Origin of the sequence: Spirosoma sp. 48-14 (genome assembly GCF_001898575.1) — a bacterium.
Taxonomy (GTDB): Bacteria; Bacteroidota; Bacteroidia; order Cytophagales; family Spirosomataceae; genus Spirosoma.
This window is the reverse complement of record NZ_MKUD01000001.1, coordinates 678,213-702,127: the sequence shown is the minus strand read 5'-3', so window position 1 is coordinate 702,127 and position 23,915 is coordinate 678,213. Positions and strand designations below refer to the sequence as shown.

The window sequence follows — 23,915 nt, the reverse complement described above, 5'->3', positions numbered from 1 at the left end:
AGATTGATCTATAAAATATAATTAAATATGTATTAATAATTAAATATAGGGTATTTAAAGTCCTTTTCTTATAGAAGATCAGATGAAGGTACATAGACGCTCAGGACTCTGTACCTTCATCTGATTTTTATAGTTTACCGATAAGCAGATTGATTGGATTATGCTTGGGAGTGGAGATTTTTAGCAGGACAGGGCGTATTTCCAAACACATTACAGACTATTCGACGACTACAGCAGTACCATTGGCACTGACCATAAGCATGGCTCCATTACTACCAATAGTCTGATAATCTAAATCGACACCGATAATGGCATTGGCTCCAAGCCGGGATGCCTGATCAATCATTTCTTTAATGGCAATACTTTTGGCTTCGCGCAAGGCTTGTACATAGGCCCCGCTATGACCACCGACCACATCTTTTATAGAGGTGAAAAAGTCTTTTACGAGGTTGGCACCAATGATGGCTTCACCATTGACCAGGCCAATGTATTTTGTGATTTGTTTGTGTTCAATATTAGGCGTAGTTGTTATTAGCATTGTTGAGGGGGAAGACAGTTTTGGAATGTAAAGTTATAAAATGTCTTCAGTATACGGTTTTCCGTTTACGGGGTGGCCATTGTAAAAGCAATTATGCGTCCGCCCCACTGTAAACGAAACGCATCATGTACAAGTTTAGGCTGGATGTACACGTAAGGCAATGGGTCCGACCTTTAGCCAGGCAGCGGTTGATAGCCTGATTGAGCTAGTAGGGAAAGGCATCGGTTTTATGTCTTCGACCGCTCAATAAGTGCTAAAGCCGTTCTCGACCGCTTGCTCAACATGATTTTCTGTCGTCTAAAGGCCCTTCTACTTTTGGCCCAAACATTATTAATGAACTATGAAAAATACGAATGCAATTCGGTTGATGGCATGGGCGCTGGTACTCGCTTTGCCCCTATGGTTTAGTAGCTGTAAAAACGGTGGTGATACCAATGTGACTCCGTCGACATCGGCCGTAGAAGGAAGCTGGCGGATTTCAGGGTATAAAATTGATCCGTCTATCGATCTCGGAAATGGTCAGAAAACGAATGACTTACTGAGTATTTACAGATTATACCCCAGCGGCAACGACATTGTCGATTGTCTGACAACCACGGTAGTCACGTTCAATAGCGGTGGTAAAATAACGGGTAAAGCAGGGCCCAAATGCAACACGTCGACGGATGATGTGAATCCAATTGAGGATAATTCGACCTGGAAACTGGACGGAACTAAACTGACAATTACCAGCGGTACCGACACGTCGGTCTATACGGCAACGGTAAGTGGTAATACATTGAAATTGTCGAGCCAGGAGTCTGAAGATCTGGATGGCGATGGCAAAGATGAGACGTATACGTACACGATGGAATTAACGAAGGTGTAGGGCTGATTTCATTAAACAATTAGTATATCAAGTATCGGTCGATCGGCTATTCATAGCCGATCGGCTTTTTTATGGATTATTGAAGGCAATCGTGCAGAGTAGTGATGTATTTTTCCAGATACAGTGGTGCATCTTTTGTTCTGTACTGCAAAATATAACGTGGGTGGTCGAGGGTTACGATTCGTCCGAAAAAGCCTTGCTCGTCGTTCAATCGTTTCAGATAGGTTTCATTTTTCTTTCCCAGGCATACGGCCACCCGGCGGTCGCATCCAAAGTTGATCTGTGTCCGAACGGTTTCGGTAATAATCGGCCACAGCGCTTTGGTGGTGGCACGGTCGTCGTAAAAGTTATAGTTTTTTCCGCTCTTCGTCAGGGCAAGAGGAAACAGTGAGGTTAGAAAAAATTGCCCGTAAAAAGCCTCAGCTCCGCCAAATGCGTCTACAACCTGATAAATAAATCGGCTCGATAGTTCGGGTGTGTCGGCGAGGGTATTGGCAATGTGGCAATAGCGACGCAGGTTCTGGGGAGTGGTAAATGAAATGCCAGTTACGCCCGCACCAAACCGACCCGGATTGATACCTAATACAAATACGCGCGGATGATTGTCGTTGAAAAAATTGCCGTAAAACTCCTCGACAATCCGACGTACATCCGGGGTTTGGTAGGGATTCAAAACGTCTACACTAGCCGGAAGATTCGTTGGAGCGGCAAGGGAATTATAATAGGCAATCGCCTGATCAGCAAAGGTTGACATAGGGTTATTGGGGGATAAAAACAAAGTCGGGCCTCTAATCCCGACTTTGTTTGCTGTCATTCCGGCGATAGGAGGAATGGCAGAAAGATTACCAAATAGCAGTGAATCAGATAGCCCTTTACTTAATGTTTTTCCGGCGGTTGCGCTGAAAATCTTCAAACATCATGTTGCCCAGACCCTGTAAGCCGCTGTAATAGGCCCGACCATTATTGACCTTCGTGAATTCCTGCACGAATTGTTTTAAGTAGGGGTCAGAAGCAATCATGAACGTAGTAATCGGTATATCCAACCGGCGACATTGGGCTGCCAGCGTCAGGGTTTTACTAACTACTTTTCGGTCTAGTCCGAACGAGTTTTTGTAGTATTTGATGCCTTCTTTTAAACAGGTCGGTTTGCCGTCGGTGATCATGAAAATCTGCTTGTTCTTGTTCTTCCGCCGACGAAGCAGGTCCATCGATAGTTCAAGTCCGGCTACGGTGTTGGTATGATAAGGGCCAACTTCCAGATAGGGCAACTCTTTCGCCTGAATCTGCCAGGCATCGTTGCCGAAAACGACAATATCGAGCGTGTCTTTCGGGTACTTCTGTTTAACCAGTTCGACCAGGGCCAGCGCTACTTTTTTGGCGGGTGTAATCCGGTCTTCGCCATACAGAATCATCGAGTGGCTAATGTCGATCATCAGCACGGTCGATGTCTGGGTTTTCTGCTCTTTTTCCGTAACCTCCAGATCGCGCTCCATCAATCGAAATTCCTCGACACCGCTGTTGATCTGCGCATTTTTGATCGATTCGGTCATCGAAATCTGTTCCAGCGTATCGCCAAACTGGTAGCTGCGGAGGTCACTGCTTAGTTCGTCGCCAGTACCGGTATAGGGCGTATTGTGGTTGCCCCCCGATTTGGAGCGTTTGAGCTTACCGAAAATTTCTTCCAGCGCACTTCGCCGAATGGTTTGCTCACTTTTTGGTGTCATCACAATACGGCCTTCCTGATTTTCGTCGGTGATATACCCCTTTTCTTTGAGGTCGTCGAAGAAGTTACCGATGCCGTACTTATCATCGGTGAGGCCATACTGCCGGTCGAGCTGACTCATCCACGACATGGCCTGTTCCACATCGCCGGAGGTCATCAGCAGTAGTTGCTGAAATATATTGAGCAGCTTATCGAAGTTGCTGCCTCCTTTCTGCTCGGGCGGTATATAGTCGGAAAATTGAAAGCCTTTCATTGTTAAAGAGCGAAAGAGTGAATTTCGAAAGAGTGAATGTGTGAATAGAGCTAATGGACTGTTCAGAGAACAGTATGGTTTGCGGATTTGTTCGTCTTACTTCTTCACAATAGGTAAACGGATTTGGGATGGATATTGTGCCGAATGGAACACTTGATTGTGGGCTACAACAGCCTTGGTTTCGTCGTAGTTATTGCCACCTGTATTAAGGTTTCGATCAAATCGGGGAAAATTACTGCTCGCTATTTCAACCCGAATCCGATGCCCCGGTGCAAAATAATTACTGGTCGACATCGGGCTTAGGGTGAGTTTATAAACTTTCCCTTTGTCCATCCAGACTTCTTTGTCGAACCCTTCGCGGTAGCGGGCCCGCAGGATGGTTTCGTCCAGATTATAAGCTTTGCCGTCGGGATATACATCAATCAACTTAACGGTAAAATCGGTGTCTTTCGCATCAGACGAAACATAGAGTGTCGACTCGATCGATCCCGTTACTTCAACGCCATCGGCAAACGGTTCGGTGGTATAGACCAGAATGTCCTGGCGGGTTTCCATCTGATGCTGATCGAACGAGCCACCCTGTACAGAATTGCCCGCGCAGCAAACGTTACCGCCGTAAGACGGCACGGGATACATCGGATCGTATGTGAAGGCATCGGGTTTTTCGTCTTTGCCCAGAGGTTTCAGACTGAGTTTGCCATCGCCATACAAGCTGTTGGCTCGTCCGTTGCTGGAGAGGTAATAGGTCGTCAGTTCGGCATTGGCTGGGGGCCAGGTATCGGCCGTTTGCCACTTGTTCGAACCCATCGTATAGTAGCGAACGTGCGGAGTCTTTTTCAATACATCGTTGGCCTCACCTTTGAGCCAATAATCGAACCAGCCATAAATCAGACCGTCATAGTCCAGTCGAGCATCGCCAACACTACGTTCGCCTACTACGGTGTTTTCGGTGGCGCGTTTGTAAGCGCAATGCAGGGTCGGAGCAATTACTAAATACTGATTGTCGCGTACTTGTGGATCGGTTGCGTTTTTTCGAACGTGATTGAACAGCGCCAGATTCGGCCCTGTAGAAACATCATACCAGGATGCGAACCAGTAACTGGGCACGCCAAACGGCATGTTATCATGGTACAGACCTCCTTTATACCATTCGGGGTCGTTCGGTTTGCGAACAATCATCTTTTCGTAAACGCCCTTCGGACCATTCACATTTTTGATGATGTCCTGAACGGGTAAATGCTTCAGGCCTTGCGCCCAATCGACGCGGGGCATTTCGGGAGCTAAGTCATAAAAGCGCGATACACGGGTTAAGTCTTCACTGGTAGCGGTTTTGGGGAAGAGTGGCCGGGCAAATGCATCGGTTTGTGTGCCGTATAGCCAGGTTGTAAACAGCATCTGCTGAGCGCCACCCCGGTACCAGTTGCCCTGCTCATAAAACGACCCTACCCGCCCTACGCCAGCGCCAAAACCCATCGGAACCATGGCGGCATGTGCTGGGTGATCCAGAGCCGCTACCGCCATTTGCCATTCGGCTGTAGATGAGCAGCCGTAGGTGCCAATCTTGCCATTCGACCAGGGTTGTTTGGCCATCCAGCTAAAGGCATCATACCCATCGGTTGTGGGCGGGCCAAGAATATCCCATTCGCCTTCGGAGAAAAACTTACCACGTTCATTCTGAACAACATACGCGTAGCCTCGTTTTACGGCATCCAGCGCTGCCTGGTAGGCATTTTGGTGTTGTTCGCCATCGCCCCAGGCGTTGAAGTTATAGGGCGTTTTGGAGAAAATAATTGGGACTTTTTGGTCGGTTTTAGGGCGGTAAATGTCGGTAGCGAGCCGGACGCCATCGCGCATGGGCATCATAACTTTCTGCTCAATGATGGCGATTTCCTGAAGTTTTTTGAAAAGGTCTTCCTGCGGGGCCTGAGCCAGACAAATGTGACCGATCAGGAAAGTGAGTAATAGGCTTGTCAAAGAGGAGTACTGTTTCATTCAGCCATTGTTAGTTAAGAAGAGAAGCAATCGGTTGAATTAGCGCATTTATAGCCATAAAACAAAGCAGCGTAGCCTCAAAAGCCACGCTGCTTACCGAATTTGCATACTGCACGACCAACCATTAACTCCCTACTGTATTGTGATGATGTTTATGGTGCTTTCTCACAGGATGGTTCTCCTGTGTAGGGGATAATTGCCAGGTTGACTCATGCTGCGTTTTATAATTTCGGTTGACGAGGCTACTCGTCGATGCATTGGAAGCTAAGCTACCAATGGCCAGATTGGTTTCAGCTATTGAATGTTTGTAATCAGCTATTCTGGTATTGTAATGAGCCCAGGTAGTGCTCGTAAGTGTTGACTGGTCCTGCCATTTGGAAGAATACACCTGCTTGTAATTACGACTTGAATAGATCGGATTATTGAGGGGCTGGTTTATTCCCGGACTAGCCGAACACATTGACGCTATAGGCACCGATAAGCTCACAAAAATGAGCGAAGCACAGATCGTTTTCATGACATTTCTGAGGTTTGTTGTTGACGGAATTATTGGGTAATCCCTTAAACCTCAGAAGGCTTATTTCGTTTTTGCGATAAGCCCGTTAGCACATGAATTAAATCAAAATTTAATGCAAAACACGATTACAACTGTGCCAGCAGGTACAGTACTGCCATCCGAACCGCTACACCGTTTTCGACCTGGTCGAGAATGATGCTGTGCGCCGAATCTGCGGCATCAGAAGTCAGTTCGACACCCCGGTTGATGGGGCCAGGATGCATCAGTACGATAGGTCGGTCGAGGTCGTCGAGCATCTGTTTAGAGATGCCAAAAAACAGCGAATATTCCCGAAGTGAAGGAAAATATTTGATTTGCTGCCGTTCTAACTGAATGCGTAGTACGTTGGCGACATCGCACCAGGCCAGTGCTGCCCGAACATCATGCCCGACTTTTACGCCTAGTGCTTCAATGTATTTAGGAATCAGTGTTTTGGGGCCACAAACCATTACCTCGGCTCCCTGTTTCTGCAAACAGAAAATGTTGGATAACGCTACGCGGGAGTGCGTAATATCGCCAATGATCGCAATCCGTTTTCCGGCTACATCGCCCAGTTTTTCGCGGATCGAAAACGAGTCGAGCAGGGCTTGGGTGGGGTGCTCGTGGGTGCCATCGCCCGCGTTGACGACATTGGCTTTGATGTGCCGGGTCAGGTAATGAGGAGCGCCGGGGCTGCTGTGCCGCATCACCACCATATCGACCTTCATCGCCAGAATGTTATTGACCGTATCTAGCAGAGTTTCACCTTTTTTGACCGAACTCCCCGACGCCGAAAAATTGACCACATCGGCCGAGAGTCTTTTTTCGGCTAACTCAAACGAGAGTCGTGTACGGGTCGAATTTTCGAAAAAAACGTTGGCAATCGTCACATCGCGCAGGGACGGGACTTTTTTGATCGGTCGATTGATGACTTCCTTAAACTGACTGGCCGTTTCCAGAATGAGCTGAATATCAGACTCGGTCAGGTCTTTGATGCCCACCAAATGGCGGACGCTGAGCGATTGGGCCATGCGATTGATACGGGTAAAAATCGGGCAAAGATAAGGCTCATGTCGGTAAACCGAATCGTATTAACCGCATTGCCTCCTACTTCTCTGCAAGAAATTCAGTAATCGGTTGATTACCAGATTTATTTGGGGCACGGATTTCACTGCTGGGTAATTCTGGCGCGTATGCCCGCTACCGCTTCTTCATAGGAAGCCCCGATAGGAATTTGTTTGCCTGCTATTGTAAGCTCCTGGCGACCGATTTTATCAATTTTATGAATGGCAATCAGATAGGAACGATGAACCCGGACAAATTGATCCGCAGGCAAGAGTTGCTGAAGCTCGGTCATGGTTTGTCGGCTCAGGAGCTTTCGGGCTTTGAGCACAAACGTCAGGTAATTCCCATCGGCTTCGATGTATAAAATATCCTCCAGCATAACCTTTTCTTCGTCGTACCCTGTTTTGATGAACAGAAAGGCGGGTTCTGTGCCGATGTGTGCGGTTTTATACTCTAGCGCCTTATTGCAGGCTTTCAAAAACCGTGTCAGTGGAAACGGTTTTAACAGATAGTCGATTGCGTCCAGATTGAACCCTTCAACGGCATAGCTCGAATAGGCGGTTGTGAAGATAATCATCGGTACTCTGGACAGGCACTTGACCACATCAATGCCGGAAATGTCGGGCATTTTTATGTCCAGAAAGAGCAAGTCCACTTTATGGGTCTGTAGCCAGGTAATAGCTTCGAACGCGTCGGTAAACGTGGCTTTGAGGGCCAAAAAATTTACTCGGGCGGCATGGAGCCGGATCACTTCCAGCGCCTGTGGTTCGTCGTCGATAGCGATTGCGGTTAGTGTCATTGCGTCAGCGGTACTGCATGTTCAATCATTTTGATTCCACCTGATGACCTGCACGAATAAGGTTCTTGTCAGACAGGCGTTCAAAGGTAAAGCGGTCGCTATGTTTTTTTACGAACAAAGCGATATTCGATTCATGACAGAGCGTATATTGGATTTGCTTCCAAAACTGGTTTCTCGTAACGATGTGGCCTTTGCGCATGAGTTGCCGAATGTAGACCAGACGATTGTGAGGTATGTACTGTCTGGTAAAAGCGGCTAGTTTTTTAGAAGATAAACGAACCAGTTTTTTGGTAATTAATTTAAAATCAGTACAGTCCAGCGCATAGAATAAGCTACTTATTCGTTCGATAACCACGCCGATGTGCTGATTTTGGCTGGTCATACGTACACTACCCTGGTTTGTTTTAGCATAACTGTAAATACAACTTGCATAGCCGATATGGGTGCTCCCAGGGGCCAAATAAACGGCTGGTGAAAGCGGTTGGCCGATCACGACTTTGGCAACCAGTAACATCAACAGTAGGGCAACAGCGAATTGTCTCATGATGATCAGCGATTTAAATGTAACGCGGGTGGAAACCCGCGCTAGTTGATTGAAAATTGCAGGCTTCCATCGCAACGACGAAACGTCTGCGTTACAACAGGTCTACATATTAGAATCTTTAGGAAGTCAGGAGAAGGGGCTACCAAAACACGAGCGTGAGCCCTACAAAATAGTCCTGTTCTGACTGCTGAATGGTAAGCTGGTGCCGACCGGGATAAATCAACTCTAGGCGTTTCCGAACATTGTCGAGTCCCAATCCCGATTGTTCGTCTTCGGGATCATTCGCGTGTTTGGGATGCAGGGAGTTATGAACTTTGAAATACAGATGGGTAGCGTCGAGAGTGAGGGTAGTGTAAATCCACGACGGATAGCGAAGGCTGATGCCATGCTTAAACGCATTTTCGACGAACGGAACCAGCATCATGGGAGCCAGATAAATCTCTCGTTCAGGCTCCTGAATCGTCACCCGAATTTCGATGTTGTGCGATTCATCCAGCCGCATCCGCTGGAGCTGAATATAATCTTGCAGATAGGCAATCTCTTTGCTTAGAGGAATCCGTTCACGGTTATTTTCCTGGAGCATAAACCGCATCATGTCACCCAATTTCTGAATACCATCGGCTGTTTTTTCGCTATTTTCTTTCAATGCAGTAGCATATAGACTGTTGAGGGCATTGAACAGAAAATGCGGATTGATCTGTGCCCGAAGGCTGGCCAGTTCGGCAGCTTTCGAAGATATCTGTGTTTGAAGTACGGTTTTTTCAGCCGAAAATGTTTCTCGCAGATAGGCGATGGAAAAAGAACCAACGTAACTGACCAGCAGAAACAGAACAATATTGCCAAAATAATGGAAGGAGGGCGAAGCAAACCAGATGAGTAGTGGCCCTGCCAGACCAAGCAGGACATAAATAAGCAGATGGTAAGGGAAGGAAGGGGAGGGATTGCGAATATTGGGAAGAATATACCTGAAACAATAGATATGCAAGAAATAGACCTGGATAAATAGTGTCAGTAGGGTGAGCGTATTCTGTAGATGGAATTGCCATAATGTAGGAGGGAGGTTACCATCCAATGCAAAACTGAGCAGAAACAGACCAGCTCCGCCCAGAAACACGTAACTAAGTGGCTGTAAATAGCGCTGCGTTTCCTGCTCTATTTTCTGGTTCAGGAATGAATAGAACTGGAAAACCAATTCGTAGGCCAGTACAACAATGCCTAGCCCGATTGTATCAGCCAGAACCGTACGTTTTCGGTACAACGAATAAACTTTCAGCCCGATGATCTGATGCATGGTGTCATGTCGAAAACGGACGTACTGCTTAAGATAATGATAGCTGAACGCGCTGGCAAACAGCAGTAAAAGAGCCTGTGCAAGGGACACCCATCCCTTTTGATCCTGAATGGATAAGCTCAGCTGAGGATAGGCCCGCTGATGAAAACTATACCAGCCTGCCAGAAAGAAACACACCCCCGCAATCAGGGGAATATTGTTATTCAGGATATAATTGTAGTCCCCCACGTCATGCCAGATTGTCGAAGCAGGTAATCGAAGTCTTTGTACCTGTTCAATCATCTGGTCGAGCCGGTGAACCTCCTGGAAAAGACGTCGGACAACGTAAATAATCGCTATGACAATAAAGAATAGCGGCTCAAAACGGCGAAGGAAGGTAAGGTTCCACATAGAATTAAGTTTGGGTCAAAACTAGGTGGAACCGACAGGCGTGTGGGCGAAATGGGATGAACAATCCAGAAAATGGGGTGAATCTGCCTGGCTGTATGCGTTATTGTTTCGCAAACGGGAATAGGGGCGATTCGATGTGCGACTGAGCCATCAGACGACTAAGCTCCTTCGCCTTATCGGGGTATTGGGCGGCCAGATTATGCGCTTCGGCAGGGTCTTTACTCAGATCATATAATTCGACCGGACCAGTCGGGTTATTGATGGCCTGCAAGCGAACAGCTTTCCAGTTTCCCTGCCGAACGGCCTGCCGACCACCATTTTCGTGAAATTCCCAATACAGAAAATCATGCTTTTTCTGTATGCCTTTGCCCGTCAGTGTTGGTACGAACGAAAGACCATCAATGCCTACAGGCGTTTGATCATCAGCTAATTGCGTGAACGTTGGCAACAAATCCCAGAACGCTCCGATGTAGTCGCTTTTCGAGCCCGATTGAATGGTACCCGGCCAGCGGGCAAAAAACGGTTCCCGGATGCCGCCTTCATACAAATCCCGCTTGACACCGCGCAGATTTCCGCCACTGTTAAAAAAGGCCGGGTCGGCTCCGCCTTCGGTGTGAGGACCATTGTCGCTCGTAAAAATGACCAGCGTGTTTTGATCGAGTCCTTTTTCTTTCAGCTTCGCCATTACCTGACCAACGTATAGATCCAACCGGGCCACCATAGCTGCAAATGTAGCGCGGGGATACTCCTGCGATGTATAACCACCTGTTTTTGCATCGGGGCCGTAGTCGGCTCCCTTATATGGTTTTTCAGGAAACTTGCCTTTGTAATAAGCCAGAAGGCTATCGTTAGGCACCAACAATTCAGCGTGGGGTAAAATGTAGGGCAGAAACAGAAAAAAAGGCTGCTTGCCGTCACGGTCATCCAGAAAACGCAGTGCCTGTTTCTGAATCAGATCGGGAGCGTATTCGTTTGCCTCACGTAAATCCTTATTCCCAGGTAGCGCAATCTTTTTGGCGTTATCCCAGAGATGATCGGGGTAATATCGATGGGCTAGAGACTGGCAGTTGTAGCCATAAAATCGGTCGAACCCTTGTTTGTTTGGGTCACCCGTAGAGCCAACCGGGCCAAGGCCCCATTTGCCAAAAGCCGCTGTTGTATAGCCGGACTTTTGCAATAACTCGGCAACCGTCGTCACCGAATCGGCAATGGGTTCCTGCCCCTCAGGTTCAACACTTTTGTTGCCTCGGATATAGGTATGCCCTGTATGTTTTCCGGTCAAAAGGGATGACCGTGAAGGGGCACAGACCGACGTACCGGCATAGAACTGCGTAAACTGCATGCCTTCGCGGGCTAGTCGATCAATGTTGGGCGTCTTTATCAGTTTCTGTCCGTTGATACCTACATCGCCGTAGCCGAGGTCGTCGGCCAGAATGAAAATGATATTCGGACGAGTTGCCGGACGGTTTTGCGCGTTAGTATAAAACGGAGCAAGAAGAAGGATTGAAAGAATGTATTTTGTCATAACGGTAGGGCGGAAAGGCTGCCATTGCGGTGGAATCCACAAGGTTTATACTAAATGACGGGTTCCCTCCCGCCTTACTTGACGGGGGTAAACGTCATTTTAGGTAACTGCATGGCATTTTCCAGGAGCTTGATTTCCAGCCGGAGAATGGCTTCTTCAGCGTTTATGTCAATTTTCTCCGAATCGTCGGAAGGCATATGGTAATCGGGATGGCCGCCCGTATGAAAAAACAGTACCGGAATCTGTTTGGCGTAAAAAGCCGCATTGTCGGAACCTCCATTTCCAGCTCGATCCGTAAAGAATTTAATGCTGCTCTCAACGCCCTTAAAAACAGTAGGCCAGGCATCGCTGGTGCCATATCCGCCGATACCCACACCTCGTTCGGGATTGTAGCGGCCAATCATGTCCATACAAACCATACAATTCATCTTGTCGAGCGGTAGCGTTGGATTGTTCAGAAAATAGCGCGAGCCCTGCAACCCCAGCTCTTCTGCACCAAAGGCGATAAACAGAAAATTATACGGTTCCTTTACCTGGTTTTGGCTGAAGTAACGGGCCATTTCCAGCAGTCCGGCTACGCCCGATGCATTGTCGTCGGCTCCATTATGAATTTTACCCTCCGGTATCGAATCCTTCGAACTACCCTGTCGGCCTAAACCCAGGTGGTCATAATGGGCCCCAATCACAATGGTATAGGGTGCGCTGTTGTCCAGAAAACCAATTACGTTTCGGGCGTCCCGCAGACTGTCTGGCACAATGACCCGCCTGACTTTGGCCGTGAAGGACTGGTAATATCCATCGGACCCCAACGGGGCCAGCTTGTATTTTTTAAATAGTTTTTCAACGTAGTGAGCGGCTTTTGCATTCTCGGGGCTACCGGTCCCGCGTCCCTGCATCTTGTCGGAAGCCAGGTAGCGAATGTGTTGGTTAATTTGTTTTGCTGATGGTTCCTGCCCGAACAGCGATGTGGATAGTAAAAGCAGTGGAAAAAAAAGATAGAATTTCATGAATACTTTTTAAGCGTATCTAACCAGGCTGGCTAGATAAATTAGTGATGGTATTGGTGTACAACTACGTTAACAAGGGCGATCGTCTTTATTCCAGTACTACGCACCCATAGGCCGGTATCTGAATCCGATCTTTGCTAAATTGACTACCTGGTACGGTATCAAACACGATTTGATGACACCAGTATTCATCGGGTGAAAGCACAACATCAATGGGTTCTTTGGTGAGGTTATGAATAATCAGAACCCGTGGTCCATTTTCCAGATAGCGGACAAAGGCAACTGTACCTTTCTGGCGAATGCCCGATTGCTTTAACCGGCTCAGGTTGTTATTCAGCACCGGATGACTGTTTCGATAATGAATCAGTCGTTTGTAATGGGCGAACAACGAGTCTGGATCGACCTTCTGCTGGGCCAGAGGACGAATGCTGCGGCTAGTGCTGTAGCGCCCGCGTCGCCAGTAAGTGCGCTGTTTGTCACGGTCACGGGTATCCCAAAGAAAGGGTTCCCGGATATTTTCGTCGGGCTTTACCCCTCGCATGCCAATTTCCTCGCCATAATACAGATACGGCAGACCCGGCAAGGTTAGCAGCAGACTGGCCGCCACTTTCAGATGGTTTGGATTGCCTTTCAGCAAACTGCCGATCCGGTTCTGATCGTGGTTCGACAAAATCAGGGCATCGATAAACTGTGGGTTTACATGGCAGAAAGCAGCATGGACATACGCCATAAACTGAATCATATCTTCCGTATCGTTTTCCTGCCGAACAATTTCTTCAATCATCAGCCGCAGATCGAAATTGAAGTTGGCTTTCAACCCCCGATAATATGGGGCAATGCGTTCGGGTCGAGTCCAGACTTCACCCACCGTATAAGCACCCGGCTTGGCTGCTTCGACCTCCCGGCCAAACTCTTCCCAGAAATCATGATTTTTGGTTTCCTCATAATCGCGGTAGAGGTGTCGGGCTGCATCGAGCCGAAAACCATCTACACCGATGTCATTGAGCCAGTAACGCACAATGTTAAAAACTTCGTCGCGTACGGGTTGGTAGTCGAAATTCAGGTCGGGCATCCCCTGCCAGAACATCCCGTAGTATCTCTCGGGGTATCTGGCACCAGGCACTGAATGCCAGGGATTCCGTTCGTCGGAGTCGGCTGTAATATCGCGGGTGGCCAGGTTGCGCGCCTTGATTTCGTTGGGGCGAAGCCATTTGTAAAAATTCCAGTAGGGGTTCTGAGGTCCTTTGGCTGCCTCCCGAAACCAGGGATGCTGCACGCTGGTATGGTGTAAAACCAGATCGATAATGATGGCAATACCCCGCTGGTGAGCTTCTCGAATCAGTCGTTTGAAATCATCCAGCGTGCCATATTCCGGGTCAATGCTGTAATAGTCCGTAACATCGTATTTATGGTAGCTGGGCGATGGACTAATAGGCATGAGCCAGATGGCCGAAATGCCCAGGTCTTTCAGATAATCAAGGTTGGCCGTAAGGCCGTTGAGGTCGCCAATGCCGTCGCCGTTAGAATCAGCAAACGACCGGACGAAAATTTCATAATGAACGCCAGTATGGCCAATAGGGAGATGCATAAAGAGTGAATCGGAACGCCGAATCGGAGCGAAAGAGTGAAAGAGCGAACAGTAGCTTGCGTCAGTATTTCGCACTTTCACCCTTTAAAAATCGTTTCAATGCCTGATAAACGCGGTGCGTAGGCAATCCCATTACGGTATAAAAAGAGCCTTCCAGCCGCTCGATACCAACCAGCCCGATGAAATCCTGGGCGCCGTAAGAACCGGCTTTATCGAAGGGGTGGCAGGTACGGATGTAATACGCGATTTCGGCGTCGGATAAGTTGGCAAACTGCACAATAGTTTCATCTGTAAATGACTCCAGCCTATTAGGTGATAGAATCGCAACGCCCGTCCGGACGCGATGGGTGCGACCAGCCAGGCTACGTAACATTCGCTGGGCATCGGCTTCATCCTGGGGCTTGTTCAGAATCTGATCATCCAGAATAACGACCGTATCGGCACACAGAATGATTCGATTGCCTAAATCAGCCTGGAATTGAGTCGCTTTCTCACAGGCCAGGTATTCAGCTACCTCATCGACGGGCATGGTTGCCGGAAAAAGTTCGTCGGTTGGTCGGGTTTCGATGGAAAATGAAAAACCGGCATCGGTCATGAGTTGCTTCCGTCGGGGCGAACCGGATGCCAGTACAAGGGGATAAACTAATTGCATTTGCAACGGCCAAACAATAAATGATGAACAATAAAGCGAATTTCGGGCTATAATCGCACATCGTATACTATTAATCGTAATTCCTTTGACAATCCGCCCTGCTACGCTGGCCGATACGGCCCTGCTTACTGATATGTCGGCGGTAACCATGCGTGATACGTTTGGACCGCCATATAACCCTGCCGAACTGGTTGAGGAATACATCCAGTCGGCCTTTTCGTTGCCGATTATGAAAGCTGAGTTGGCTGACCCTAAGTCATTTTTCTTTGTGATGGAAACGCCTGATGGACACCCGGTTGGGTATGCCAAGCTCCGCCGTGGCCGCCCACCTCGCCGAATGAAAGACCGGAACGCCATCGAAATTCAGCGTATTTATCTGTTACAAACGCAACTCGGGCAAGGGCAGGGCCGTATGCTTATGCATCACTGTCTTGAGTGGGCGCGTAATCAGGGGTATACATCCGTCTGGCTAGGGGTATGGGAGCGTAACGTACGGGCCATAGCGTTCTACCAGAAAATGGGCTTCGAGCGACTGGGTTTCCATTATTTTCAGTTTGGTGCCGAGCGTCAGCGAGATTACTGGCTTCAAAAACAGTTGACTACTTAGTTGGTTAATTGGTAGGGTGATCGGGTGCTACTAGTTGATTTAAGTTGACTAACAGATCAGTTTTTGGGTTCACGGTTGATCCGAAACCTGAACAGGTTTGTCTGCGTACGTATGTTGAATCGGGTTTTAATAGCATTATAATTAAGAAATATAGCCTCAAGCGTTCTTGATCGGGAGTTATCAGTATTAAACTATTTTGGCTCATCATACTCTAAGTGCCAGCTCGTCAGTCCATGTATCAGGTATATCCGAATAGATATGTAGTTAGGCTACGCTGTTTTGCAGTGTACCTGATACTATTTGTCGGTTATGTGGTAGAGGTAAGGGCGCAGCAGGATACAAATCGGCAACGGACAGACAGCACACGGTTCCGGTTGAATCCAGACCGGGTTCGGGTAGATAGCCTACAGCCCAAATCGATACAATATGGGCCTACCGACTCGCTGATGGCCATTAAATTGACGGCCGTTACAGACAGCTCACTCCTGCGGGATAGCATTTTTTATAGCCGCCTGAAAGAACGGATGTATCGGCATCGGCTGACTCGGCAGTTATACGATGCTGTTTTTCAGGATGTATACAACAGTCGCTTAAAAACAGGAGAAGTTAATCAGATTGAAACCAATCCCTTCAAGCCCTTTGAAGGGCGGATTATTGGGAATATCTATATTCGGCGGTTGAGCGTGTTCGGGCAGACGGTGTATGATACACTTCGCCAACCCGGAAACTGGATTGAGCGATTAGGAGGGCGTTTGCATACCAACACACGCGAGCATGTCATCCGGCGATCCTACCTGCTTTTTCAGCAGGGCGATGTGGTAAACCCCACGGTGTTGCGCGATAATGAGCGGCTCTTACGAACCACGTCAATTTTTCACGATGCCCGTATTCTGATCGTTCCCCGATCTGGAAGCCGCCAGTTTGTTGACGTCTATGTGATTACGCAGGACGTTTGGTCGTTATTGCCCATTGGCGGTTTTGGTGGTTTTCAGAACTTTAGTGTTGGGTTTAACCAGTTGAATTTCAGAGGTCTGGGGCATCAGCTTTGGACTCAGGTAGCCTATAATGGTACCGACCCCCGCCAAACGATGGAGTATCAGGCACACTATAAGGTACCGTTCATCGCAAAAACATTTCTGACAGCGCAGGCTGATCTGTTATATCTACGCGACCTTAAACAGATATCTGCCAAAATTTATCGCCCTTTTCTGACACCAGATACTAAATATGCCGGGTCTATTGAGTTAAACCACACACAGGTGAATAATCGGTTGATTACGCGTAATGATACGGTGCTCTTCGTGCCTCTTTCCTACAACTATACCGATATCTGGATTGGCCGTTCGTTCCGCCTGTTTTACCGGGAAAACGATAATGATATTGAGAAGAAAGGCCGTTCACGACTCATTATTGCCCTGCGGAATACAGATTATTCCTATAGCCGACGTCCTACGGTAACGGCCGATACCAACCAGATTTACCAGGACAGTCGTACAACTTTATTCAGTGTTGGCTATTCGCGTCGTAAGTATGTTCGCGATGTGTTGATTTATGGATTCGGACGTACTGAGGACGTTCCTACGGGTGAATCAATTGCGCTTATTACTGGGTTTGATGATGCTGAACTGGGCCGACGAAAATATATGGGCCTGAATTTTTCGCAGGGCAATTACGTGCGGCAGATGGGGTATCTCTATGGATTGGTCAGCCTGGGGGGATACATTCGGTCAAACACAATTGAGCAGGGCGTATTTTCGCTTGAATCCAACTACTTCAGTCCTCTTGTAAAAAGCCACTGGGGCAATATGCGTCATTTCTTCAATACACGTTACACAACTGGCATCGGTCGATTTGCTAATGAATATATCTCGTTGGGTAGTACGGGTAGCGGCATAAATACTGACGGTATAGGGGTAAATAGCGATGCCCTCATTGGCACCAAGCGGTGGTTCATTAATTACGAGAATATTCTGTTTTCTAAACTTAATCTGATTGGTTTCCGGGTGGCATTTATCACATTTGTTAACCTTGGGCTTGTCAGTTTTCCCGATCGTCCGTTGTTGAGCGGACCGCTTTACCAAGGATATGGCATTGGCTTTCGGCTCCGAAATGAAAACCTGACATTCAATAGTTTTCAGATCCGGTTAGCCTATTATCCGAACATACCCAATAATACAATACCCTTCCGTCAGGTATTTGAAGGTGTGCCTACATTGCGGTTCCGCGACTTTGATTTATCGGCTCCTCAAATCATCCCCTACCAATAATGAATTTATTTGTATTTAATGTTGTTACATTAAATACAAATACTTTATCTTTGTGGTATGTCCATCGAAACTGACATCAAGCAAACAACACCATTTAAAACCCCCTATCATCGGGTTATGGTGAACTTGTTCTATACAAGCAACTGGGTAACAGCGGCTCAGACCCAATTGCTAAAGCCATCGGGGCTAACCTTGCAGCAATATAATGTGTTGCGCATCTTACGCGGACAATATCCTTCGCCCGTGAAAGTGAGTGACATTACTGAGCGTATGCTCGATAAAATGTCGAATGCATCCCGGCTGGTCGATAAGCTGGTTGCTAAAAAATTAGTCTTACGCACGGAGTGCCCCAGTGACCGACGGGCAGTTGATGTCGTCATTACTGAAAAAGGGCTTGAGTTGCTCAAACAATTGGATACACATCAAAATGAGTGGGATCAGCATCAGCGTTGCAAACTCACTGAAGATGAGGCCGTATACCTAAGCCAGTTGTTAGATAAGCTTCGCGGCTAACGAATTCACTTGTCTACTTTACTTTTTATTTTTTTCAATTTTTAATCATCCATTTACAACCAATGAAAAAGGCAACTTTTTTTGCAGCTCTCTTATTGTCTTCTGTGAGCGCTTTCGCTCAAAACTGGGGGCTCGACAAAGCTCACTCAAACCTGGGCTTCACCGTAACACACATGATGCTGGCCGAAGTAGACGGTAAATTCACCAACTTCGACGTTAAAATGAATTCATCGAAAGATGATTTCTCAGACGCGCAAATCGACCTGACTGCTGATGTAAACAGCGTGAACACGAACCAGGATCGTCGGGATACGCACCTGAAAAGCCCTGATTTCTTCGATGCTGCTAAATATCCGACCCTATCGTTCAAGAGCAAGTCGATCAGCAAAGTATCGGGCAACAAGTACAAACTGGTGGGCGACCTGACCATGCACGGTGTTACCAAGCCTGTAACGCTGGATGCCGTTATCAATGGTCCGGTTACAAACCCGCAGAACAAGCAAACCAAGGCTGGTTTTAAAGTGACAGGCGAAGTAAAACGGGCTGATTTCTCGCTGGGTACTGCGCCTACGGCCGTTGTTAGTGACGAAATTGCTATCCGGGCAACGGGCGAGCTGGTGAAGCAACAATAATTGTACGCGATAGTGGATTCTACAAATCCCCGTTACCTATCTGGTGACGGGGATTTTTGTTTGGCAATTGGTTAGAAATGGCTAAACAAATGCCGGGAAGTCATCCAGAAAGGCAATCTCGGCAGTAGTGTGGTTGACGGAGCAGCAGTAATGCATCAGTCCATTCGAAACAACAAGGTACGGTGCCCGATGGACGTGATTATAACGGGCTATCTGATCGAAAACGGTTTGCGTCAATGTAATATGGGGCGCTTTACACTCAACCAGTAAAAATGGGTTGCCTTCCCGGTTAAAAACAACAATATCAGTTCGTTTCTGAGTCTGGTTGAGGGTTAGCCCACCCTCGGTTTTGATCAGTGCTTTGGGATAGGCATAATGCGTTAACAGCAGATTGATGACGTGCTGACGAACCCACTCTTCGGGCGATAGACGCACATACTTTCGGCGGATCAAGTCAAAAATATACGGTTTTCCTTCGACTTGCTTAGTTTTGCAATCAAAGGCTGGCAGGTTCAATGGGACCATACCACGAAGTTACGAAAGAGCGAAAGAGTGAATGAGCGAAAGAGTGATTCTTTTTACCATTCCTTTCGCTTGTACGCTGCCCGACCACTCACTCTTTCGCCCTTTATCAATGAAAACAAAAGAAGAAATCGTTCAGAACTGGCTTCCTCGTTATACCGGAACCCCCATCGAACAGTTCGGTGAATATATTTTGCTGACCAATTTTATCAATTACGTTGAGCTATTTGCGAAGAAATTCGACGTTGAAATTTTTGGTATTGGTCGAGCTATGCAAACGGCAACGGCCAATAATATCACGATTATCAATTTTGGTATGGGTAGCGCCATGGCTGCTACGGTGATGGATTTGCTGTCGGCTGTAAATCCAAAAGCGGTCCTGTTTCTGGGTAAGTGTGGAGGCTTGAAAAAAACACAGATAGGGGATTTGATTTTACCCATTGCGGCTATTCGGGGGGATGGTACCAGTAACGACTACATGCGGCCTGAGATTCCGGCCCTTCCTTCGTTCCGACTACAACGAGCCGTTTCGTCAACGATTAAGAAATACGAACTGGATTACTGGACGGGCACTGTATACACCACAAATCGGCGTATCTGGGAACATGATGAGCAGTTTAAGGATTACCTGCGCGAAATCCGAACGATGGCTATCGATATGGAAACGGCAACGATTTTCACGGTTGGCTTTGTTAATTCCATTCCGCACGGAGCCTTATTGCTGGTTTCTGATAATCCGTTGGTTCCCGAAGGCGTAAAAACGGAAGAAAGCGACAAACGCGTGACCAGTCAGTTTGTGAATGTCCATCTGGAAATCGGTATCGACGCACTGGTCGAGCTTGAATCATCTGGCGATTCAGTAAAACACTTACGATTCGAGTAGCTATCAATCGGTTTACATGAGTTAGTAAAAGTCGGGTAGCTATTTGTATGTATTTTTTGATTTTTTACTTACAAAGTAACTTGCGTTGATTAAGTGATTTTCTATCTTTACATCATGACACCTAACCAACGACTTGACCAGCTTGAGCCATTAATGGCTGAATCGCTTCAAAAAATTGATCGGCTTATTGAAGGCCAGGGGCAAATTCTGGAAATTGCCACCCATGCAGATCAAAAGGCTGATACGACTGCTAAAGGACTTGCCAATCTGACAGTTCAAATGGGGTTACAATTTGATCAGCAACAACAGCAGATCAATGAACTTCGGCAGGAAATGCAGATGGGATTTATTGCGATTGATCAGAAATTTGACCGGGTAGACCTGAAATTTGATGAGGTTAACCTGCGATTCGACGGAGTTGACCAGCAATTTGACGAAGTCAATCAAAACTTTGCTGGTGTCGATCAGAGATTTGATGAAGTCAATCAGAAGTTTGATGAAGTCAATCAGAACTTTGCAGGTGTTAATCAGAAGTTTGCTGATGTCGATCAACGATTTGATGAAGTCAGTCAAAAATTCGTTGGTGTAGACCTGCGATTCGATGAAGTTAATCAAAAAATTGACCACGAAATTGGGAGTCTACGGCAGGAAATGAATCAGCGGTTTGATCAGCTTGTCACACTGATTCAGGAGCGATTAAAATAAGTTTACAGCATACAATGGTAAGGGGCAGCAGAATTTAGTTATTATTCTGTCGCCCCTTACTCATTGTGTATCTTCCTAATTGCAATAGTCGCTGATAACTTTGTAGGAGGGGTTGTATCCTAATTCACCTGCTTTAGAGAGATCCAGACAACCGCCATTTTCATCACCCAGGCTATGTTTGATAATGCCCCGGATGTAATACACCTCAGCGTATCGGGGATTCAACTTGATAGCACTGTTGCAATCCATAATAGCGGCCCGTTGGTCGCCCTGCGCCGACTTGATCAGACCCCGGCTAAAATACGCTTCGGCGTAAGTAGGGCTAAGTTCAATGGCTTTATTCAGGTCGATAATGGCCGATTTTTGATCCCCCTGCTTATTCTTGCTGATACCCCGGCTAAAATAGGCTTCAGCCCGTTCGGTTCCCAGCTCATTAATCTTATTCCGTTCCTGGACAACATCCCGCAGCTTATCCAGCGTAGCGCGGTTGATACGACCACTGTAAACTAGTTTAGCATCAGTAGCGTTGACGTTATTCATCTCAATGGCCTGGTTGAAGTCCAGAACAGCACCTTTCTGATCGCCTAGTTTGCTTTTGCAAAAACCTCGTCCGTAATAGGCCCGGTAGTTGTCGGCTTTGAGCCCTATTGCTTTGTCATAATCCGGTAATGCGCCTTTGTAATCCTCTAGTTTGCCTTTTGCATAACCCCGATAAAAATAGGATTCTCCATCTTCCGGGCTAAGCTCGATGGCTTTGTTCAGATCGGTTACGGCCCCGGTAAAGTCATTTAGTTCCGTTTTGGAAATACCCCGGCCTGCATAGGCTTGCGCCCGTTTCGGTGTTAGATCGATTACTTTTGTAAAGTCAGGTAAGCTGCCGGCAAAATCTTCCAACTTTTGCTTTGTTATGCCGCGTACATAATACGCCTGTGCATTGCCAGGGTCAAGTTCAATCGTTTTGTTGAAATCGGCCAGTGCTCCCCGATACTGTTCAATCCGGCTACGACTTAGACCTCTGTTATAATAGGCTTGTGGATCATCGGGATTCAATTCGATGGAGCGGCTAAAGTCAAGTAAGGCGCCCCGATGGTCGTCCTGTCGGCTTTTACTGACTCCACGGCTTAGGTAAGCCAGAGCGTCTTTCCCATTGAGTTCGATGGCACGGTCATAATCTAGTATGGCTCCCCGGTGATCTTTCAGGTTCGCTTTAGCAAGTCCCCGGTTGTAATAGCTGGCCGAGTTTTCGGGGTTCATGGTAATAGCCATACTAAAGGCTTGTAGAGCCCCCGTAAAATCATTGGCTTTGCTCTTGGTAATGCCACTTTCAAAGTAGTCGACGGCGGTTTGCTGGGCAGTGGCAGAAAAAGTTAAACTGGCGCAAAATGCACAGGTAACCAGCGGCAGTAAATGTCGCTTCATATAAAGTAGATATAAAGTTTTAGGTAAGTCAGTCTCGCAATGAGCGGCTAAAATTAGCCGATTCTCGCTGCTTAGCCAAGTAGGATTGTTATTAAAAGTAAGGGAATGGTCCTGTTGCTGATCGACTTAGCTGGCTAAAAGAGGTTGTAAGCACAAATTGGCACGTAGTGTATATAATAAATGGATTGAAAAATGACATTATGTCTTATTTTGGAAGAGGAAGCTGTCTTTTTCGGTCATAATGTCAGTTATTGGTTGGTTGTTGGGCTTTGGTACATCATTTGACATAACGTGAATGTATTTGATCTTGAAACCCCAAATAAAACCAAATAAGACAATGGCAACCTTAGTTCGATATAACAACTTTCCTACATTCTTCAACCCATTTTACAACCGTCCGGTCATCAATCGGTTTCACAATACCACACCTAATGTACCAGCTGTTAATGTGAAAGAAACCGAAACCGAATTTGTTCTGGAGCTAGCTGCTCCTGGTCTGAAGAAAGAAGATTTGAAAATAAATGTAGAGGCTAATAAACTGACGATTGGTTATCAGTCGGAAGTGAAAAGCGAAGAAAATACAGAAAAATTCACTCGTCAGGAGTTCGGATTTACGTCCTTCGAAAGGAGTTTCCGCCTGCCTAAAACGGTAAATGCTGATGCTATCAAGGCCGCTTATACCGATGGGATTCTGACGGTTGAATTGCCCAAAATTGAGGTGAAAGAAGAGAAGCAGGTAAAGGAGATTGCTATTGCCTAAGCGAAGGTCGATAGCGAGGTGTACAAATAAGTGATTGTACTGTAATTCAATAGGAAAGGCCTACGCCAATTGGTGTGGGCCTTTTTAGTTTTGGATAGGGGTGTAAGGACACAAAAATTTACCGCCACACTTGACGCAAAAATGTGTCAAGTTTCTGTTCGTCCAGTTGGCCGCTGGTTCGAACACCACTACAGATGTCAAGGCCAAATGGCTGGACAGTATCAAGAGCCTGCTGAACATTACCGGCGTGCAACCCTCCCGCCAGAAAGACAGGTATCCGCGATTGCTCGACAATTTTTCGGCTTACCAGCCAGTTATGCACCCGGCCTGTTCCGCCCAATTCCTTAATGGCCAGATTTGGATTGCCCGAGTCGAGCAGGAGGGCGTCGGCTCCATTGTCAACAGCTTGTAAAGCTTCGTCCAGATTTTGCTCATCGATCACATGGATTACCTGAACGACGTTAACCGATGGTAGTGCCGCGTGAAGTTGAGTATAGGTGTCGGCCGGTACGGCATCGACAAGCTGGATCGTATTGGCTTTAACCCGATGCTGATGAGCGATAATGGCATCCACAGCGGTTTCGCTCGTTAGCATAAATGTGGTTATAGGCGGAGGCACTGCCCGGACAATTTCGGCGGCCAGTTCGTCCAGTACTACACCGGGGCCACTAGGCATTTGACCGACTAATCCGAGTGCGTCAGCACCGAACCAGATGGCGAGTCGTGCTTCGTCTAGACTGCTGATGCAGCAAATTTTTACGCGCGTACGGAACACAGATTCTACTATTTTAGGTTGACAAGCTAAAGATCAGGCGACAAACATACGATTCGCCGTCC

24 protein-coding genes are annotated in these 23,915 nt (G+C 47.2%); 8 read left to right on the top strand and 16 right to left on the bottom strand.

Translation table 11 applies throughout. From position 1 onward, the window contains the following. Positions 1-217: 217 nt before the first annotated feature. Positions 218-538, bottom strand: a complete 321-nt coding sequence (locus tag BGO59_RS02835; RefSeq protein ID WP_080058652.1) for a heavy metal-binding domain-containing protein — start codon at positions 536-538, stop codon at positions 218-220. A 340-nt stretch (positions 539-878) separates the two neighbouring features. On the opposite strand from BGO59_RS02835, the gene BGO59_RS02830 reads away from it, so the two are divergent. Beyond that, entirely contained in the window at positions 879-1,406 is a 528-nt protein-coding gene (locus BGO59_RS02830; protein WP_293680076.1) for a lipocalin family protein, read from the top strand. A 76-nt stretch (positions 1,407-1,482) separates the two neighbouring features. Here the strand turns inward: BGO59_RS02830 and BGO59_RS02825 are convergent, their stop codons facing one another. The 12 genes from BGO59_RS02825 to BGO59_RS02770 form a co-directional block, all read right to left on the bottom strand. Beyond that, on the bottom strand, positions 1,483-2,160 hold the full coding sequence (locus tag BGO59_RS02825) for a uracil-DNA glycosylase family protein (RefSeq protein WP_293680073.1): 678 nt from the start codon (positions 2,158-2,160) through the stop codon (positions 1,483-1,485). 118 nt (positions 2,161-2,278) lie between these two features. After that, a complete protein-coding gene (locus BGO59_RS02820; protein WP_293680071.1) occupies positions 2,279-3,382 on the bottom strand; it encodes a VWA domain-containing protein in 1,104 nt (367 codons plus the stop codon). Positions 3,383-3,478: 96 nt separating this feature from the next. Continuing rightward, on the bottom strand, positions 3,479-5,374 hold the full coding sequence (locus BGO59_RS02815) for a CocE/NonD family hydrolase (RefSeq protein WP_293680069.1): 1,896 nt from the start codon (positions 5,372-5,374) through the stop codon (positions 3,479-3,481). A 124-nt stretch (positions 5,375-5,498) separates the two neighbouring features. Beyond that, entirely contained in the window at positions 5,499-5,891 is a 393-nt protein-coding gene (locus BGO59_RS02810; RefSeq protein WP_293680066.1) for a hypothetical protein, read from the bottom strand. A gap of 125 nt (positions 5,892-6,016) precedes the next feature. Next, a complete protein-coding gene (locus BGO59_RS02805) occupies positions 6,017-6,940 on the bottom strand; it encodes an aspartate carbamoyltransferase catalytic subunit (protein WP_080058644.1) in 924 nt (307 codons plus the stop codon). Between the two features lie 137 nt (positions 6,941-7,077). Then, positions 7,078-7,773: a LytTR family DNA-binding domain-containing protein gene (locus BGO59_RS02800; RefSeq protein ID WP_293680060.1), complete on the bottom strand. Its 696-nt coding sequence runs from the start codon at positions 7,771-7,773 to the stop codon at positions 7,078-7,080. A gap of 25 nt (positions 7,774-7,798) precedes the next feature. Continuing rightward, the gene (locus BGO59_RS02795) at positions 7,799-8,392 is read right to left on the bottom strand and encodes a hypothetical protein (RefSeq protein WP_293680057.1); all 594 of its coding nucleotides are present in this window, start codon (positions 8,390-8,392) and stop codon (positions 7,799-7,801) included. 64 nt (positions 8,393-8,456) lie between these two features. Then, entirely contained in the window at positions 8,457-9,998 is a 1,542-nt protein-coding gene (locus BGO59_RS02790; protein WP_293680054.1) for a sensor histidine kinase, read from the bottom strand. A gap of 100 nt (positions 9,999-10,098) precedes the next feature. Then, the gene (locus tag BGO59_RS02785) at positions 10,099-11,523 is read right to left on the bottom strand and encodes an arylsulfatase (RefSeq protein ID WP_293680051.1); all 1,425 of its coding nucleotides are present in this window, start codon (positions 11,521-11,523) and stop codon (positions 10,099-10,101) included. 74 nt (positions 11,524-11,597) lie between these two features. Further along, a complete protein-coding gene (locus BGO59_RS02780; protein WP_293680050.1) occupies positions 11,598-12,530 on the bottom strand; it encodes a M20/M25/M40 family metallo-hydrolase in 933 nt (310 codons plus the stop codon). An 88-nt stretch (positions 12,531-12,618) separates the two neighbouring features. Continuing rightward, positions 12,619-14,118, bottom strand: coding sequence for an alpha-amylase family glycosyl hydrolase (locus BGO59_RS02775; protein ID WP_293680047.1), 1,500 nt, complete (start codon positions 14,116-14,118; stop codon positions 12,619-12,621). Positions 14,119-14,179: 61 nt separating this feature from the next. Beyond that, positions 14,180-14,770, bottom strand: coding sequence for a nucleoside triphosphate pyrophosphatase (locus BGO59_RS02770; RefSeq protein WP_293680045.1), 591 nt, complete (start codon positions 14,768-14,770; stop codon positions 14,180-14,182). A gap of 85 nt (positions 14,771-14,855) precedes the next feature. On the opposite strand from BGO59_RS02770, the gene BGO59_RS02765 reads away from it, so the two are divergent. The 4 genes from BGO59_RS02765 to BGO59_RS02750 all read left to right on the top strand — a co-directional run bounded on the left by BGO59_RS02765 (position 14,856) and on the right by BGO59_RS02750 (position 18,789). Then, a complete protein-coding gene (locus BGO59_RS02765) occupies positions 14,856-15,377 on the top strand; it encodes a GNAT family N-acetyltransferase (protein WP_293680042.1) in 522 nt (173 codons plus the stop codon). Positions 15,378-15,610: 233 nt separating this feature from the next. Next, entirely contained in the window at positions 15,611-17,644 is a 2,034-nt protein-coding gene (locus tag BGO59_RS02760; RefSeq protein ID WP_293680262.1) for a hypothetical protein, read from the top strand. Positions 17,645-17,701: 57 nt separating this feature from the next. Next, on the top strand, positions 17,702-18,157 hold the full coding sequence (locus BGO59_RS02755; RefSeq protein ID WP_293680040.1) for a MarR family winged helix-turn-helix transcriptional regulator: 456 nt from the start codon (positions 17,702-17,704) through the stop codon (positions 18,155-18,157). 62 nt (positions 18,158-18,219) lie between these two features. Beyond that, positions 18,220-18,789: a YceI family protein gene (locus BGO59_RS02750; RefSeq protein ID WP_080058633.1), complete on the top strand. Its 570-nt coding sequence runs from the start codon at positions 18,220-18,222 to the stop codon at positions 18,787-18,789. Between the two features lie 81 nt (positions 18,790-18,870). Here the strand turns inward: BGO59_RS02750 and BGO59_RS02745 are convergent, their stop codons facing one another. Beyond that, complete coding sequence (locus BGO59_RS02745) at positions 18,871-19,314, bottom strand: type I restriction enzyme HsdR N-terminal domain-containing protein (protein WP_293680033.1); 444 nt, start codon at positions 19,312-19,314, stop codon at positions 18,871-18,873. Positions 19,315-19,423: 109 nt separating this feature from the next. Between BGO59_RS02745 and BGO59_RS02740 the strand changes: the two genes are divergently transcribed. Then, on the top strand, positions 19,424-20,194 hold the full coding sequence (locus tag BGO59_RS02740; protein ID WP_020600589.1) for an AMP nucleosidase: 771 nt from the start codon (positions 19,424-19,426) through the stop codon (positions 20,192-20,194). A 114-nt stretch (positions 20,195-20,308) separates the two neighbouring features. Next, positions 20,309-20,899 (top strand): hypothetical protein, encoded by a 591-nt coding sequence (locus tag BGO59_RS02735; RefSeq protein WP_293680023.1) that lies wholly within the window; start codon positions 20,309-20,311, stop codon positions 20,897-20,899. 75 nt (positions 20,900-20,974) lie between these two features. Here BGO59_RS02735 and BGO59_RS02730 read toward each other — a convergent pair whose 3' ends face one another. Then, a complete protein-coding gene (locus BGO59_RS02730; RefSeq protein ID WP_293680021.1) occupies positions 20,975-22,318 on the bottom strand; it encodes a tetratricopeptide repeat protein in 1,344 nt (447 codons plus the stop codon). 337 nt (positions 22,319-22,655) lie between these two features. Here BGO59_RS02730 and BGO59_RS02725 point away from each other — a divergent pair, with 337 nt between their 5' ends. Next, positions 22,656-23,078, top strand: a complete 423-nt coding sequence (locus tag BGO59_RS02725; protein ID WP_293680018.1) for an Hsp20/alpha crystallin family protein — start codon at positions 22,656-22,658, stop codon at positions 23,076-23,078. Between the two features lie 118 nt (positions 23,079-23,196). Here BGO59_RS02725 and BGO59_RS02720 read toward each other — a convergent pair whose 3' ends face one another. Further along, positions 23,197-23,853, bottom strand: coding sequence for a phosphoribosylanthranilate isomerase (locus BGO59_RS02720; RefSeq protein WP_293680016.1), 657 nt, complete (start codon positions 23,851-23,853; stop codon positions 23,197-23,199). Between the last annotated feature and the right edge of the window lie 62 nt (positions 23,854-23,915).